General features: G+C 33.2%; 16 protein-coding genes. 1 reads left to right on the top strand and 15 read right to left on the bottom strand.

Going from position 1 to position 15,224, the window contains the following annotated elements; all coding sequences use genetic code 11:
• Positions 1-42: 42 nt before the first annotated feature.
• The 15 genes from RWL86_RS03405 to RWL86_RS03335 all read right to left on the bottom strand — a co-directional run bounded on the left by RWL86_RS03405 (position 43) and on the right by RWL86_RS03335 (position 14,714).
• A complete protein-coding gene (locus RWL86_RS03405; protein WP_314077179.1) occupies positions 43-642 on the bottom strand; it encodes a nucleotidyl transferase AbiEii/AbiGii toxin family protein in 600 nt (199 codons plus the stop codon).
• Positions 635-1,231: a type IV toxin-antitoxin system AbiEi family antitoxin domain-containing protein gene (locus tag RWL86_RS03400; protein ID WP_314077178.1), complete on the bottom strand. Its 597-nt coding sequence runs from the start codon at positions 1,229-1,231 to the stop codon at positions 635-637. The genes RWL86_RS03405 and RWL86_RS03400 overlap by 8 nt, the downstream gene beginning before the upstream one ends.
• A gap of 413 nt (positions 1,232-1,644) precedes the next feature.
• Positions 1,645-4,065 carry a phenylalanine--tRNA ligase subunit beta gene (gene pheT / locus RWL86_RS03395; RefSeq protein WP_314077177.1) on the bottom strand — a complete coding sequence of 807 codons (2,421 nt, stop codon included), beginning with the start codon at positions 4,063-4,065 and terminating at the stop codon, positions 1,645-1,647.
• A gap of 12 nt (positions 4,066-4,077) precedes the next feature.
• The gene (gene pheS / locus RWL86_RS03390; protein WP_314077176.1) at positions 4,078-5,127 is read right to left on the bottom strand and encodes a phenylalanine--tRNA ligase subunit alpha; all 1,050 of its coding nucleotides are present in this window, start codon (positions 5,125-5,127) and stop codon (positions 4,078-4,080) included.
• 359 nt (positions 5,128-5,486) lie between these two features.
• Complete coding sequence (locus RWL86_RS03385; RefSeq protein ID WP_006702989.1) at positions 5,487-5,696, bottom strand: hypothetical protein; 210 nt, start codon at positions 5,694-5,696, stop codon at positions 5,487-5,489.
• An 8-nt stretch (positions 5,697-5,704) separates the two neighbouring features.
• Entirely contained in the window at positions 5,705-6,244 is a 540-nt protein-coding gene (locus RWL86_RS03380) for an NUDIX hydrolase (protein ID WP_314077175.1), read from the bottom strand.
• A 293-nt stretch (positions 6,245-6,537) separates the two neighbouring features.
• Positions 6,538-7,011 (bottom strand): hypothetical protein, encoded by a 474-nt coding sequence (locus RWL86_RS03375; RefSeq protein ID WP_227931637.1) that lies wholly within the window; start codon positions 7,009-7,011, stop codon positions 6,538-6,540.
• 107 nt (positions 7,012-7,118) lie between these two features.
• Positions 7,119-8,333 (bottom strand): CCA tRNA nucleotidyltransferase, encoded by a 1,215-nt coding sequence (locus RWL86_RS03370; protein ID WP_314077174.1) that lies wholly within the window; start codon positions 8,331-8,333, stop codon positions 7,119-7,121.
• Between the two features lie 19 nt (positions 8,334-8,352).
• Positions 8,353-8,880, bottom strand: coding sequence for a YpiB family protein (locus tag RWL86_RS03365; protein ID WP_314077173.1), 528 nt, complete (start codon positions 8,878-8,880; stop codon positions 8,353-8,355).
• Between the two features lie 12 nt (positions 8,881-8,892).
• Positions 8,893-10,167, bottom strand: coding sequence for a tetratricopeptide repeat protein (locus tag RWL86_RS03360; protein ID WP_314077172.1), 1,275 nt, complete (start codon positions 10,165-10,167; stop codon positions 8,893-8,895).
• A gap of 103 nt (positions 10,168-10,270) precedes the next feature.
• Positions 10,271-10,549 carry an HU family DNA-binding protein gene (locus RWL86_RS03355; RefSeq protein ID WP_227931641.1) on the bottom strand — a complete coding sequence of 93 codons (279 nt, stop codon included), beginning with the start codon at positions 10,547-10,549 and terminating at the stop codon, positions 10,271-10,273.
• A gap of 139 nt (positions 10,550-10,688) precedes the next feature.
• Positions 10,689-12,002, bottom strand: a complete 1,314-nt coding sequence (gene der / locus RWL86_RS03350) for a ribosome biogenesis GTPase Der (RefSeq protein ID WP_314077171.1) — start codon at positions 12,000-12,002, stop codon at positions 10,689-10,691.
• A gap of 71 nt (positions 12,003-12,073) precedes the next feature.
• On the bottom strand, positions 12,074-13,267 hold the full coding sequence (rpsA, locus tag RWL86_RS03345) for a 30S ribosomal protein S1 (RefSeq protein ID WP_314077170.1): 1,194 nt from the start codon (positions 13,265-13,267) through the stop codon (positions 12,074-12,076).
• A gap of 130 nt (positions 13,268-13,397) precedes the next feature.
• A complete protein-coding gene (gene cmk / locus RWL86_RS03340) occupies positions 13,398-14,057 on the bottom strand; it encodes a (d)CMP kinase (RefSeq protein WP_314077169.1) in 660 nt (219 codons plus the stop codon).
• 78 nt (positions 14,058-14,135) lie between these two features.
• Complete coding sequence (locus tag RWL86_RS03335; RefSeq protein WP_314077168.1) at positions 14,136-14,714, bottom strand: SAG1386/EF1546 family surface-associated protein; 579 nt, start codon at positions 14,712-14,714, stop codon at positions 14,136-14,138.
• Between the two features lie 218 nt (positions 14,715-14,932).
• Between RWL86_RS03335 and RWL86_RS03330 the strand changes: the two genes are divergently transcribed.
• Positions 14,933-15,175, top strand: a complete 243-nt coding sequence (locus tag RWL86_RS03330) for a ferredoxin (protein ID WP_314077167.1) — start codon at positions 14,933-14,935, stop codon at positions 15,173-15,175.
• Positions 15,176-15,224 lie beyond the last annotated feature (49 nt).

The following is a 15,224-nucleotide window of genomic DNA, read 5'->3' as shown; positions in this document are numbered from 1 at the left end:
CTTAAGTATATCAGATAGTTATGTTTTTTGTTGCACTTCATTTTACAATTCGGCAGCATAAATATCATAAAAATCTTTACTTCTACTATTATTTTCTGCTCGTGTAAGTATTGTTTGAAGTTTTTCTGATAACACTGTTTCCAATGGATACATATTCAATTCAATATTATCACCTAAAATTGTGCTATATCTTTCTAACCTTGGTAAAGGATAAATCGGATCTCCCGTAGCAATATCAATACTGAATGGAATTCTAATATTTGCTAAGTGCCCAATCAGATGAAATCTAATGCCACCGTATTCGTCTTCCGCTCTAATCTCCTCGGCAGTACCATTTATTTCAAACCATATATCTTTTTTGTTAGTATCTCCCAATATTTCCTCTAAAATTTTTTTCAATTTTACGGTTTCTATAGGAAATCCCTTAACTAAAAAATCAATATCTTGTGTAGATCTGTTTTGAACACCTAAAGAATAAGTTAATAACATACCACCTTTAAGCATAAAATTTTCTCTATGTATACTAATAGAAATTAACTTTAAAAATTCATCAAAGAAAAATTTACTTAATACCAAATTATAATTTAAATCAAGTTCCTTTGCTTTATTCCTTAATTTTTGAGTGATACTTTCTTTATTCATATACAATCACCTCAAGTATGTCCTCTATTTTTTTTGATATTCCTAAAATATGAGCATATTTTCTTAATTTCCATATATCTTTAGAATCATTCTTAATATATAGATTCCAAGCTTTTGAAAATATCTCTGGATCCTGATTTTTTCTATCTCTTACTAAATCGCAAATCGTCCTCTCCATATCATACACACACACAATATTTCCCATATCCGTTTTAATTTCAGCTTTACCTAGCTCATACCATTCTTTTTTCACTTGATGAACAATAACCGAATTTTTAATACGCCATGCATTGTAACCTTGCTTTACTGTTACTTCGTTAGAAAATGGCAGTCTATCTGTTAATCTATGCAAATACAGTGCTGTTTGATAGGAATAAATGCAAGCCTTATTTTGAAGTTGAAAGAAATAAAGTTCATCATAATTATCAAAATTCGGATCAAAATAAACACCTCTTGTTACTCTTTCTAGCTCTCCTTTTTTCACCAAATTCGTAAGATACCATGAATCAATTTTATTATCTGTTAGTTCCTTTGCCGTTATGATTCCCTTGTTCTGTTTTATTAATTCTCTTATTTTATATTCATTCACTGCTATCACTTCCTTTTGTGCTTTATTATATTTAAAACAACGCACAAAAGCAAGTTTTTAAATACTTTAAATTTTCATTTAATTAACCTTGTATAGAGTATATTTTGTGATTATTTCATTATATTCGGTCCTTCATATTATTTCGTCCTCTCTCTATTTTTTGAAATTATATTTCACTCTTTATATACGAAAAAAAGGACGAAAAATATTTTTTATTCAAAAAAATTTATTTTTTTTACTTTCAAGCGGAGGAATAAAAGAATTGTCTTCGTAGTAAAAGAAAAAAGCCAGATAATTCTGGCTTTTTTGCAGGGAAACTTTGAGACCTAGGCTCAAAGTTTAGCCATGAGACTCGCAAAGCGAGGCTGCTGGCGACCTTACTACGTAAGGAAATTCTTTTATTCCGTAGCATCTTAACGAATGGTTACATCCTCTAATGCAACTAAGGCTGTTTGAATACGATCCATTGCTTGTTTAATTTCTTCCTCTTGTAAAGTAGCTTCTTTATTTAAGAAACGAATCGAATAAGCTAATGATTGGTAACCTTCTTGTACATGTTCGCCTTTATACACGTCGAATAAAGTAACTGATTGTACATATTGACCAGCCTGTTCTTTAATGACCGCTTCTAATGTTGCATTCGCCATTGTTACAGGAACTAATAACGCAATATCACGTGTCATTGATGGGAATTTTGGTACAGATTGAATCACACGTTCTTTTAATCCTTCTGCTAATAAAGGTTCCACTAATAATTCAAATACAAATGTATCAGATAAATCTAATTCCTTTTGAATCACTGGATGAATTTTTCCAATAAATCCAATTAATTCTTCGTCTAGATAAATATAAGCTGTTTGACCTGGATGTAATTGCCCAATCGCATCTGTTGCAACAAAACGAATACGATCACTACAGTTCAATTCTGCAAAGTAAGCTTCTAATATTCCTTTTAATGCGAAGAAATCAACAGGTTGTGCTGGTGATTGCCATGAAGCATGTCCCCATTCTCCTGTTACTGCAGCTCCAATCACTTCTCTTTCTTGGAAATCTTCAGAACCATTTTTACCAATCGAGAATACTTTCCCTACTTCAAATAAACGAACATTTTGTTGTGAACGAGCGACATTATATTGTAATGCTTCCAATAAACTTGGTAACATAGATTGTCTTAATTCACTTCTATCTTCACTCATTGGTAAGTCTAAACGAATACTTGGTCTTTCTTCTACTGTAAACCAATGAGATTTTTCAGGAGTTGTTAATGCATAAGAATACGCTTGTGATAAACCTGCTCCTTGCATAAATTGACGAGTCCAACGTACAAAACGTTGTTTCTCATTTAATCTACCTTGTGTACTTGCAGTTGTTGGTAATGTAGAAGGAATTTTATCATATCCATAAATACGTCCTACTTCTTCCACTAAATCTGCTTCAATCGAAATATCAAATCTCCAAGCAGGAACTGTCACATGGAATACTCCTTCTACTTCTTTTGTAGGATAAGCTAATTGTTTAAATACTTGCAATACTTCTTCAGTTGTAAGGCTAGTTCCTAAAACATGATTTAAGCGTTCAAGTGAAATAGAAACAACTGGTAACTCTAATGTTAGTGATTGTGCAGAAGCAACTCCTTCAACTACTTCACCATCCCCTAATTCAGCAATTAATGCTGCAGCTCTCTTACCAGCTTGTAAAATTGTCGCTTTATTAATTCCTTTTTCAAAACGGCTACTTGATTCACTTCTTAAATTATATTTTTGAGAAGCTAAACGAATCGCTTTTGGCTCAAATAATGCTGATTCTAATGCAACAGTCGTTGTAGTTTCAATAATTTCTGAATCTAATCCACCCATTACCCCAGCTAATGCAACTGGTTTTTCTCCATCTGTAATAACAATTTCATTACTTAATGTACGTTCAACACCATCTAAAGTTACTAATGTTTCACCATCTTTTGCACGACGAACATGAATTTGTTTAGAATTTAAACGATCATAGTCAAATGCATGTAGCGGTTGCCCATATTCCATTAAAATATAATTCGTTACGTCTACGATATTATTAATTGGACGAACGCCTGCTGCAATCAATCGATTTTGCATCCATTGAGGACTTGGTTTTACAGTAACATTTTTAATAATTTGTAAGTGATAAGCTGGAGCGTCTACTTCATCTTCAACCGATACTGTCATCCATGGATTTAATGAAGACGAACCACCTTCTAAAAATTCATCTGGTGTTAATGTATTTTCTAAATTATAAATGGCACCAATTTCATGAACAGAACCTCTCATACTTAAAGCATCTGCACGATTAGCTGTAATATCTAATTCCACAATCGCACTATCTAACGCTAAAGCTTTAACAGCATCCATTCCAACTTCAATGGCATCATCTTCAAATACGTAAATACCTTGTTCATATTCTTTTGGCACTAATGAAGAAGGAAGCCCTAATTCTTGAAGAGAACAAATCATCCCTTGAGACTCTACTCCTCTTAATTTTCCACGTTTAATTTTATGGCCACCAGCAATACGTGCTCCATGAGTCGCTACAATAATTTTTTGTCCTTTAGCAATATTTGGTGCACCACAGACAATTTGTAAAGATTCTTCCCCAGCAACATCCACTGTAACCACATGAAGATGATCTGAATCTGGATGATCTACTACTTCTAATGCACGACCTACGACTAATCCACTTAGTCCTTCCCCTGGAACGGATACACTATCTACTTCAATCCCAGTACGTGACATTTTTTCCCCTAATTCTTGAGGAGTAATTGAACTTAAATCTAAATATTCATTTAACCATTCATACGATAATTTCATATTCTCTTCTCCTTACTTCGTAAATTGATTTAAGAAACGAACATCATTCGTATAAAGCGAACGAATATCTTCGATTCCATATTTCAACATTGCAATACGGTCTTGTCCTAATCCAAAGGCAAATCCACCATAAACGCTTGAATCCACTCCAGCAGCTTCTAATACATTCGGGTGAACCATTCCAGAACCTAAAATTTCAATCCAACCTGTTCCTTTACAAATCGAACAACCTTGTCCGCCACATTTGAAACAGCTAATATCTACTTCTAAAGAAGGCTCCGTAAATGGGAAGTAACTTGGACGTAGGCGAACTTCACGTTCTTGACCAAATAATTCTTTGGCAAATGCAGCTAATGTTCCTTTTAAGTCTGCCATTGTAATATGTTTATCAATTACTAATCCTTCAATTTGATAGAATTGATGTGAGTGAGTTGCATCATCATTATCACGTCTAAATACACGCCCTGGACTAATCATTTTTAATGGTCCTTTAGAAAAATCATGTTTTTCCATTGTTCTTGCTTGAACTGGTGAAGTTTGCGTACGTAATAAATACTCAGGTGTAATATAAAATGTATCTTGCATATCACGAGCAGGATGATCTTTTGGTAAGTTCATCATTTCAAAGTTATAATGATCTGATTCTACTTCTGGACCTTCTACTACTTGGTATCCTAATCCAATGAAGAAATCTTCCACTTCATCACTAACGTAACTTAATACGTGTTTTGTACCTACAGTCATTGGACGACCTGGCATAGTAACATCGATTGTTTCTTTACGTAAAGATTCTACTAATGCTTTTGCTTCTAAGTCTGCTTTAATGCTAGCAATTTTTTCTTCAATTACACTACGTAATTCGTTGGCTAAAGCTCCTACTTGTGGACGTTCTTCTGGAACGATATTTTTAATATTTTTTAGAACTTCAGTAATAGGTCCTTTTTTTCCTAATTGTTGCACACGAATTTGTTCAACTTCTTTTAACGTTTGAACAGTTTCTAATGCAGCTAATACATCTTGACGAATCGCATCAAATTGTTGTTTCATTTCTGCTAAATTCATTTTGTTTCCTCCTATAAATCATTTTAATAAACAAAAAGTCCCTTACAATTCCTAAAAATTGTAAGGGACGAAATTTATCGCGGTACCACCCTCATTCCTGCATTGCAGGCACTCGGCGTTATTAACGGTAACGAACCGATCCATTATTCATCTATCGAATCCCAATGGCGACTTCGGAAGTGAAAAGTTGTAGATTTTCATGAAAGGCTTTCAGTCGCTGACCTTTCTCCCTAATAATGAAATTTTCTATAACCCTTTTCCATCAATGTCTTTAAATATATGTGTTATTTTATCAAAGCTCTTATGAATTGTCTAGCCTTAAATCATATTCTAAATTAGAATCTAATATTTCCATCATTTTATAAAAAGATTTGAACTCCGATTGCTACAATAATCAATACAATCATCGCAATCATCCAAATCGTTAAAAAGCGATTATATCTTTCTAAAAAAGGCTTTTTAGGAACTGGTGAATCATTCCATTCAATCTCTTCACTATTTTGAGACCTTTTTTGCTCTACTACATGTTCTCTCAAAGCTTTTCGTGTTAATAATGGTTCTTTCGACATATTTTCTCCTATTGATGCAATGCTGCATATTGAACAGCGATAATAGTTTTTGCATCAGTAATTTCTCCATGATGGATTTTTTGAATCACTTCTTCCACTGGAATCCACTCAATGGAAACAAATTCATCTTCATCTAATGGCGCAGCATTCTCTAAATGATGAATTCCCTTAGCTTCATACAAATGAATTTTTTCATTACAATATCCAGGAGTTGGTACTAAATCAACTACTTTTTTCCATTCATTTGCACTTAATTGTGCCTCTTCTTCTAACTCTCTTTCGGCTGCTTCTAATGGGCTTTCTCCATCGTGGTCTAATTTACCTGCAGGAATTTCTAATGTATGAGCTTCAATGGCTTTACGATATTGACGAACTAATAAAATTTTCCCTTCATGAACAACAAGAACTGCTACTGCTCCATTATGTAAAACAATATCTCTCGTTGATTGTTTACCATTTGGAAGTGATACTAAATGGTGTTCAACTGTAAAAATACCACCTTGGTATTTCACTTCTTTTTGTACGGTTACTTCTGTAAAATCATTCATAAATACGCCTCCTTAATCATATTATAGCCTATCCCTTTCATTTAGCAATAAAAAAGAAGGACTTCTTATAGTAGTATTCTAACCATGAGATTCGCTTCACGAAGCTGCTGGCGTCCTTTACTACTATATCAAAGAGTCTTATTCTAATACGTCCCTTCATATCCTTACATAAAAATGGAGAAGGACTTTTCACCGTAGTACTGGAAAATTCGAGACCTAGGCTCGAATTTTAGGAATGAGACACCGCAGGTGGCTGCTTCCGTCCATTACTACAAAAGAAAAGTCCTTCAAAATTAAATCTCTGGGTAAATATCTTCCACAGTTTTTTCTGGGTCAATTACAATGTATAAGTGACCATGCGTTCCAATAGCTGAACTTTGGTATTTATTATCATTACCATCTTCATCCACTGGACTATAAGGGAAGTATACACGATCAGTTGAAACAATTACATCTGATTTTGGATGATCGCTATCTAAATATAAAATATCCATTAATTCGATATCGCTATATTTTTTAACACGCTCGAACATTCCTAACTCTAATCCACCTAAGTTAATGTCTTCAGACATTACGTGGTCTGCTTCAGGAAACACTTCAATACGTAATGATTCACATGGATGAATTTCTTGGAATTCACTTCCATTAATACGACCAAACGATGTTGTAACTTGTTTAATCCATAAATCTCCAATTAAACGACGGTTAATCGTCCAAGTTTCTCCGTTACGGAATACAAAACGTAATCCTGACATTACTTTTTTCATAAAAGTCTCTCCTTTTTTATGCATGTTCTCACCGTTATGATCAGTGAAAACACTTTTTTATTCTTTACTCTTCGAATTTTACCATTGAACTTGAAGATTTTCAACGATTATACACTCTTTCCTCCAAAGTGAGATAAAACATACGTTTCCAACACTTCAGCATCATTGGAAATACTTTTTTCTAAAATCATTTTTTCAACCGTCTTTAATACTTGCCCAATAATAGGACCTTTTTTATCTAACTTTAAAATACGAATAATATCATGCCCATTTAAATGAATATCATTCATCGAACGAATAGGTAAAGAATGATACGTTGCTTCTAAGCCTTCCATGGAACTACTTTTATCTTGAATAATCAATAATTGCTCCACCTCACAGGCAACTTCATAAGGACAATCATATGCTAAAAAGAAATTCCATTCTTCTTCTTTTCGTGCGCGATAAGTTCTGTAACCCACTAGTACATCTCGAATTTGTTCATTAGATGATTTCCATGATTTTAATAAATGAGTCACTTCCTTATCACTCAATTTCAATTCATCTACGAATAAAATCCAAGCTTGTAAAACGCTCATTTCTTTTATAGGAAATTCTGCTAATTTTAAAAGAATTTCACCTTTTCCATCAAATAATGGACAGGCTTGATATAAACCCGTTTCAACAAATAATTGCATCGCTTCATTGCGATAAGAACTTTGAATCATCTTTTCAAATTCCACTTTCATTCGTTCAACTGCAACTTTAGATAAATTCATTTTTAAAAGAGAAATCGCTTTTTTCGTTTCCTCTTCAACTTGAAATCCTAACTGACCGACAAAACGCACTGCACGAAACATTCGTAATGCATCTTCGTTAAAACGTTCTTTTGCATCACCGACACAACGAATACATTGACGTTCTAAATCCCCAATACCATCGAAAAAATCCATCAATTGGTCATCAATTCCAATCGCTAATGCATTAATCGTGAAATCACGTCGTTTTAAATCTTCTTCTAGCGAGCGAACAAAGGTCACTTTATCCGGATGTCTAAAATCTTCATAACCTTCTTCTGTTCGAAAAGTTGTAACTTCATAACCTTCTTTATGATAGATAACCATAACTGTTCCATGTTCAATCCCTACATCTACTGTATGAGGAAAAATTTCTTTAACTTCTTGTGGAGTAGCACTTGTGGCGATATCTACATCTGAAATAGGCTTATGAAGGAGCATATCTCTTACGGAACCACCAACAAAATAAGCTTCATATCCAGCATCCACCAATTGTTGCATCACAGGTAATGCTTCTAAAAATAATGGTTCTTTTTGAATAGACATTCACTCGCCTCTCTTTCTCTTATTTTTCTAGTTCTTTTAATTTTGCTGTTAATTTTATAAATAACTCTTGATTGCCACTTTCTAACGCTTGATCAATTTGCGTTAAAATTTCTTGTTTTAATACGCTAGTTTGAATTTCTGCTAATGCTTGATGAACTTCTTCATCTGAAGAGCTTTCCTCTTCATAAAAAGGATTCTTCTCTAGTATACCAAATTTTACCATAGTTAAGTAAGCATCTTCGAATTCCATTTCAATATAGCATTCTTCTTTCCAATTCAAACGAATATCATGGAATGCTTGTTCCGGATTATTAAAACGTGTTCCTGCTTTATAAAAATAAAAAGATTCATCAGGCACTTTATCTGTCGAAAACCACATCCCTTTTGGTGTACAATCTACTTTTTCCACAAAATGAATTTGTTTTAGTAATAATTCATGATTCAATAAATAATTTAAAATCCATAGCGCTTCTCTTCTTTTTAAAGCTTGATTCGATACAAACCATGAAATAAAATTTTTCTTATCTTCTAAACTTGGCTGAAACATCTTTTTCACTCCTTATGCTTCAAAATATTGCTGCAATTCTTGTAAATCTTCATTTAATGGTTCAAGATTTTGACCATGTTCTAACCATTCTTTCGCTTCAGCAACTCTACCTTCCTCTCGAAGGAATCTTACATAATCAATAATAAACTCTACTGAATCTTCTAATTCAACACTAGCTTTTTGATAAAATTCTAGTGCTTCGTCAAATTCCTCCAGACCTTCTTTGGCTCTTGCCATTAAATAGAAAATTTGCCCATTTTCTAAACCTTCTTCTATTTCCCTTGCTAAAATATCTTGAACTTCTTCAAACTCTTCTTGATATAATAATATTTCTGTATAAGCTTGCATAATTTCAAATGATTCAGGAGATAATTCATAAGCTTGTTTTAACGCTTCTTGTCCTTTTTCCATTTGCCCAATGGATAAATAACTCACACCTAAACTAAAGAATGGATCTTTCTCATATGGATAAGTTTCTGTCATTTTAGATAAGCTCATAATCGCTTTTAAATACTCATGTTTATACATTTGAATATGACTTAATCCTAGTAAGGCTTCATAGTGCTCTTCATCACGAGATAAGATTTCTTGATATAATTTTTTTGCATGATCATAATTCCCTTCTTGGACATCATGTTTTGCAATACTGATTAATAATTCATTCGAAGCTGATACTAATCCTTCATCAGATACTAGTTCTTGTAAAGGTTCGTCATTTCCAATTTCCAAAGAGGCTTCCACTAATAATTCTCTAGCTCTATTTTCTTCTCCAGTTTCTTCAGTGGAATTTTTTAAAAATCTTTCTAAATACTGCACACTTCTATCCATTGAACCAGATTCAAACAATAAAGTTCCAAGATAAAAATCTAAGATGGCTTCTTCAGGAGCTAATTCTTTTGCCAATAATAGTTTTCTTTCAGAAACATCATAATATCCTTGCGCCTTATATAACTCTGATAAAATCACTAAAACACTGGGATAATTCGGGTTATCTTCAGGAATATCATATAAAACAGATAATGCTTGATCATATTCCCCTTGATTGACTAAAATTTCTGCTAATAAAATAGTCCAAGCAGATTCTTCAGGTTCAAATTGAGTTAACAATAAATACGACTGTCTTGCTTCATCAAAAAATCCACTACTTGCACTAAACGCAGCTAAATCGATTAATTCTTCAATTTTATCCTCTGTCACTTCTTCCATAAATTGATGAAAAAGTGAATATACTTTTTCTAACTCTTGTTCTTCTAATGCATTTTGAATTTGTTCAACGATTGATTTCATAATTTCTCCATTTCTATAGACAACAAAAAAGATGCTATATTGATTTAACTCTAATATAGCACCTTTATGAAATAGTTTCTATGAAAATATCATAATAAACTGATTAGTTTTTTACAGCATCTTTCAAAGCTTTACCTGCTTTGAATGCAGGAACTTTGCTTGCTTCGATTTGGATTTCTTCACCTGATTGAGGGTTACGTCCTTTACGAGCAGCACGTTCACGTACTTCAAAGTTACCAAAACCGATAACTTGTACTTTTTCACCTGCTTGTAATGCTTCTTGAATAGTTTCGAATAATGCATCAACTACTGCTGAAACATCTTTCTTTGTTAATTGCGTTTTTTTAGCTACGCGATCTACTAATTCTGCTTTATTTGCCATGTTAGATTCACCTCCATCACACAAGAAAATAATTCAGTAGTTATTGAGTGGTCCAATAACTCTGGAAACCTTACTGATGATTTCTAAACAAGTATACCATTTGATTGGCGGACTTTCAACGAATAATACTAGGATTTTATCATTTTCTTTGACGAACAATCATATGAATTGGTGTTCCTTCAAATCCAAAGGCAGCACGAATTCGATTTTCTAAGAAACGTTCGTATGAAAAGTGCATTAATTCTACATCATTTACAAAAACAACAAATGTTGGTGGTTGAATCGCCACTTGTGTCATATAGTAAATCTTCAATCGATTTCCTTTATCTGTAGGAGTCGGATTCATTGCAATAGCATCCATCAATACATCATTTAGAATCGATGATGAAATACGTTTAGAACGAACTTCATGAATTTCTTTTAATAATGGTGCAATTCTGACCAATCTTTGTTTTGTTTTAGCTGAAACGAATAAAATTGGTGCATAAGATAAGTATAAGAATTCTTTACGAATATTTTGTTCGAATTCTTTAAACGTAGAATTATCTTTTTCTAAAGTATCCCATTTATTCACTAAAATGATAACACCTTTACCTGCTTCATGAGCATAACCTGCGATTTTCTTATCTTGTTCTTGAATTCCTTCTTCCGCATTCAAGACAACACAAACAATGTCACTACGTTCAATTGCTCTTAATGCACGTAAAACACTGTATTTCTCAGTAGATTCGAAAACACGTCCTTTTTTACGAATACCAGCTGTATCAATCATTTTAAAGATGGTACCTTCTTCATCTGTAAAGCTTGTATCAATGGCATCACGAGTTGTTCCTGCAACATTCGATACAATAACACGTTCTTCTCCTAACATTGCATTCACTAAACTAGATTTTCCTACATTTGGACGACCGATAAAGCTAAAACGAATCACATCTGTATCATCTTCTTGATCATCATGTTCAGGAAATGCTTTTACAGCTGCATCTAATAAATCTCCAAGCCCTAACCCATGACTTCCTGAAATTGGAAATGGCTCTCCAAAACCTAATGCATAAAAATCAAAAATATCGGATCGTAATTCTGGATTATCTACCTTATTTACAGCTAATAATACGGGTTTATTCGTACGATAAAGCATTTTAGCAATATGCTCATCTGTTGATGTTACACCTTCTTTAACACTTGTTAAGAAAATAATGACATCTGCTTCTTCCATTGCAATTTCAGCTTGCATACGAATATTAGACATAAATGGTTCATCAGTAATATCAATACCACCTGTATCAATAATATGAAATTGATGTCCTAACCATTCACCTTCAGAATAAATTCTATCTCTCGTTACTCCAGCAATATCTTCTACAATTGAAATTCTTTCACCAACAACTCGGTTGAAAATTGTAGACTTCCCAACGTTTGGACGACCTACAATCGCAATAACTGGTGTTGACATCAAAATTCCTCCTTTCTCAAAAAATGAGGCTGGGAGTTTTTCCCAACCTCACCCAAATTTAATATTTTCTATTAGTCTTCAACAACTAATTCAGATAATTGTTCACCTAAGCGATCTGCTAATGAAAATGTCACATCTTCTTCAGGTAATACATATTCTTCTTCTACAACTTCTTCAACTTCAGGTTTTTCAACAACTGGAGCTTCTTCTAAAGCTTTAATACTTAATGAAATACGTTTTTCAGCTTCATTTACATCTAAAACTTTAACAGTTACTTCTTGTCCTACTTGAAGAACTTCTTGAGGAGTTGCGATATGTTTATGAGCAATTTGAGAAATGTGAACTAATCCTTCTACTCCAGGGAATAATTCAACAAATGCACCAAATGCTGCGAAACGTTTAACAGTACCAACTAATGTAGAATCAACTGCTGCACGTTCAGTAATATTATCCCAAGGTCCAGCAACTGTTTCTTTAATAGATAGAGAAACACGACCTTTTTCAGCATCTAATCCGATTACTTTAGCTTCTACAGTTTGTCCGACTGCTAAGAAATCACTTGGTTTTGATACATGTTCATGAGAAATTTCAGAAACATGAACTAATCCATCAATTCCACCTAAATCAATGAAAGCACCAAAGTTTGTTAAACGAGCAACTTTACCTGTAACAACGGCTCCTTCATAAACAGCTTCTAAAGCAGAAGCACGTTTAGCTGCTTTTTCATTCGCTACGATTTCTTTACGAGATAAAATTAAACGATTATCCGCTGGTAAAATTTCAACGATATCAAATACTAATGTTTGTCCCTTAAATTGTTTCAAATCTGAAACAAAGTGGTCAGAAATCATTGAAGCTGGAACAAATGCACGAACACCAGCATCTACTACTAATCCACCTTTTACAACATCTTTAACAGTTCCTTCTACTTGTTCATGATTATCTGCTTTAGCTTGAAGTTCTTCCCAAACTTTACGAGCATCTACACGACGTTTTGAAAGTAAGAAACTACCATTTTCTTTATCTTTAATCGGTTTAATAACTACTAAATCTAATATATCTCCCACTTTTACAACATCTTCAATTTTTTCAAATGGAGTTGCTGATAATTCATTAAAAGGAATGACACCTTCAACACCTCCACCAATAATACCAACGATAGCTTGTTTATCTTGTAAAACAAGTACTTCTCCTTGAACTAAGTCTCCAACTTGGATATCTTTAACAATATCAAGTACATCTTGCATTGTTTGTAATTCTGACATTTGACTTCCTCCTATTACGCAACCATTCATTCGAACGAAAAAATAATCCTAAAAATTTATTTTTTCTCCTTTTTACATCATATCACTATTTCTTTCACAATTCTAGTAATTTCCTTTGAAAACAGCTATACTATTGGTTCTTTTGAATTAATGCAGTCACCGTTTTTACAACATCATCAATCGTCATTGTAGTTGTATCAATCTCTATAGCATCATCTGCTTTTTTTAGTGGAGATTCTTTGCGAGTAGAATCAATATAATCACGACGTCGAATATCTTCCACCAATTCCTCATAAGACATCTCAATGCCTTTTTCTTGATTTTCAATATATCGACGTTTTGCACGTTCTTCTACACTTGCTACAAGAAAAATTTTAATGTCTGCTTGAGGAAGTACAACTGTGCCAATGTCTCTTCCATCCATAATGATCGAATGATTTTCCGCAATTTCCTGTTGTAAATAAACTAATCTAGTACGAACTTCTTTTAGTGCAGAAACTGCAGAAACATTTTTAGTCACTTCCACACTTCTAATCTCATCTGTTACATCTTCCCCGTTCATAAATACACTTTGCTTTCCATCTTTCATTGTAAAACGAATTTCAATATTTTGAACTAACTCATTAATAGCATCATGGTCTTCTAATGAAATATGGTTACGTAAAACTGCTAATGTCACTACACGATACATCGCACCTGTATCTAAATATAAAAAGTGATTTTCTTTCGCAATTAATTTTGAAATAGTACTTTTCCCAGATGAAGCAGGCCCATCAATTGCAACTTGCATAACATATATCTCCTTTAAATTTTTAACTTTTTCCTATAACAACCTAAAAGGCTGGACTTGCTGCCCAGCCTTTAGCTGTTATTGTCTTGGTTGTAATACTTTTAATTGCATTCCTGGTGAAATATTATTTGTTGTTAATCCATTAATCGATTTTAATGTATCAACGTCCATTCCATGATTCACTGCAATTCTATATAATGTTTCACCAGCCTGAACAGTATAACTTCCATATGCACCATTTTGAGTAGTAGGTGTTTCAGGCGTATTCTGTTCTCTTTGATTATTTTGTTGTTGTCTTGAAGCTGATGATGATGAAGTTGTAGTATTTGCATTTGTTGTAGAAGCTGTTGTTTCAACTGTAGTTGTTTCTGCAGTAGTTGTTTCTACTACTTTTGTCAACATTACTTCATCTGCTGTACGTGGTTTAACCTCAGCTTTGGAACTTGACCAATAGAACCACATCATAAATAATAATGGAGATACCACTACTACAATAAATACAAATAATAACACACTTAATAATGGAGCTGATGCTTTACCATTAGCATTACGAGCACTACGTGAATACTGACGCGCTTTTTGTGTATCTTCACCAAATTGGCGATCCCATGGTTGCTCATCTTTTTGGTTTCTTTCATTATTAAAATTATCAGTCATTAAAAATCCTCCTAAATTCAACCACTGTCGTCATTAGACTTTTCTCATATAAAACTATAGCATATTTCATCTATAATATGCAATCTTTTCCTTCTCTACATTGTATTTTAGCATATTTTTTAGTATTGTCATCGCTTTTTTAAATATTTTGAAAATTTTTAAAAAATATGAGAAACTTACAATAAGCATAAATAACTATTAGAAATGGAGGCTCTCATATGAATTCAAAAAAAATACAACCCATTTATGGAAAAGTCGATTGTGAGAGTTGTATTGCATGCGGTATTTGCCAATTAAAAGCCAGCAATCTTTTTGAGTACGATACTGATGGGATAGCCTTTATTAAACAAGATAACAATACCGGAAGCCTCCCCATTCCTGAACAAGAAATAGAAACTTTTAAAGAAGCCTATACTCACTGTCCAACAGGAGCTATTAAACGAAAAAATTCTCCATTCTAGTCTATCTAAAATAGTTCGGCAGCAGATATCTTTCGATAACTGCTGCCGT

The sequence above is a fragment of the uncultured Granulicatella sp. genome, from assembly GCF_963515095.1.
Lineage (GTDB): Bacteria > Bacillota > Bacilli > Lactobacillales > Aerococcaceae > Granulicatella.
This window is presented reverse-complemented; position numbering and strand designations above follow the sequence as displayed.

Bases quoted from the DNA above. Each gene is read 5' to 3' on its own strand.
- rpsA (WP_314077170.1), bottom strand. From the start codon at position 13,267: ATGTCAGAATTACAAACAATGCAAGATGTACTTGATATTGTTAAAGAT.
- pheS (WP_314077176.1), bottom strand. From the start codon at position 5,127: ATGAATTTAGCAGAAATGAAACAACAATTTGATGCGATTCGTCAAGAT.
- RWL86_RS03405 (WP_314077179.1), bottom strand. From the start codon at position 642: ATGAATAAAGAAAGTATCACTCAAAAATTAAGGAATAAAGCAAAGGAA.
- RWL86_RS03365 (WP_314077173.1), bottom strand. From the start codon at position 8,880: ATGTTTCAGCCAAGTTTAGAAGATAAGAAAAATTTTATTTCATGGTTT.
- RWL86_RS03330 (WP_314077167.1), top strand. From the start codon at position 14,933: ATGAATTCAAAAAAAATACAACCCATTTATGGAAAAGTCGATTGTGAG.
- RWL86_RS03380 (WP_314077175.1), bottom strand. From the start codon at position 6,244: ATGAATGATTTTACAGAAGTAACCGTACAAAAAGAAGTGAAATACCAA.
- pheT (WP_314077177.1), bottom strand. From the start codon at position 4,065: ATGAAATTATCGTATGAATGGTTAAATGAATATTTAGATTTAAGTTCA.
- RWL86_RS03385 (WP_006702989.1), bottom strand. From the start codon at position 5,696: ATGTCGAAAGAACCATTATTAACACGAAAAGCTTTGAGAGAACATGTA.
- RWL86_RS03355 (WP_227931641.1), bottom strand. From the start codon at position 10,549: ATGGCAAATAAAGCAGAATTAGTAGATCGCGTAGCTAAAAAAACGCAA.
- RWL86_RS03335 (WP_314077168.1), bottom strand. From the start codon at position 14,714: ATGACTGATAATTTTAATAATGAAAGAAACCAAAAAGATGAGCAACCA.
- RWL86_RS03370 (WP_314077174.1), bottom strand. From the start codon at position 8,333: ATGTCTATTCAAAAAGAACCATTATTTTTAGAAGCATTACCTGTGATG.
- RWL86_RS03360 (WP_314077172.1), bottom strand. From the start codon at position 10,167: ATGAAATCAATCGTTGAACAAATTCAAAATGCATTAGAAGAACAAGAG.
- cmk (WP_314077169.1), bottom strand. From the start codon at position 14,057: ATGCAAGTTGCAATTGATGGGCCTGCTTCATCTGGGAAAAGTACTATT.
- RWL86_RS03375 (WP_227931637.1), bottom strand. From the start codon at position 7,011: ATGAAAAAAGTAATGTCAGGATTACGTTTTGTATTCCGTAACGGAGAA.
- der (WP_314077171.1), bottom strand. From the start codon at position 12,002: ATGTCAACACCAGTTATTGCGATTGTAGGTCGTCCAAACGTTGGGAAG.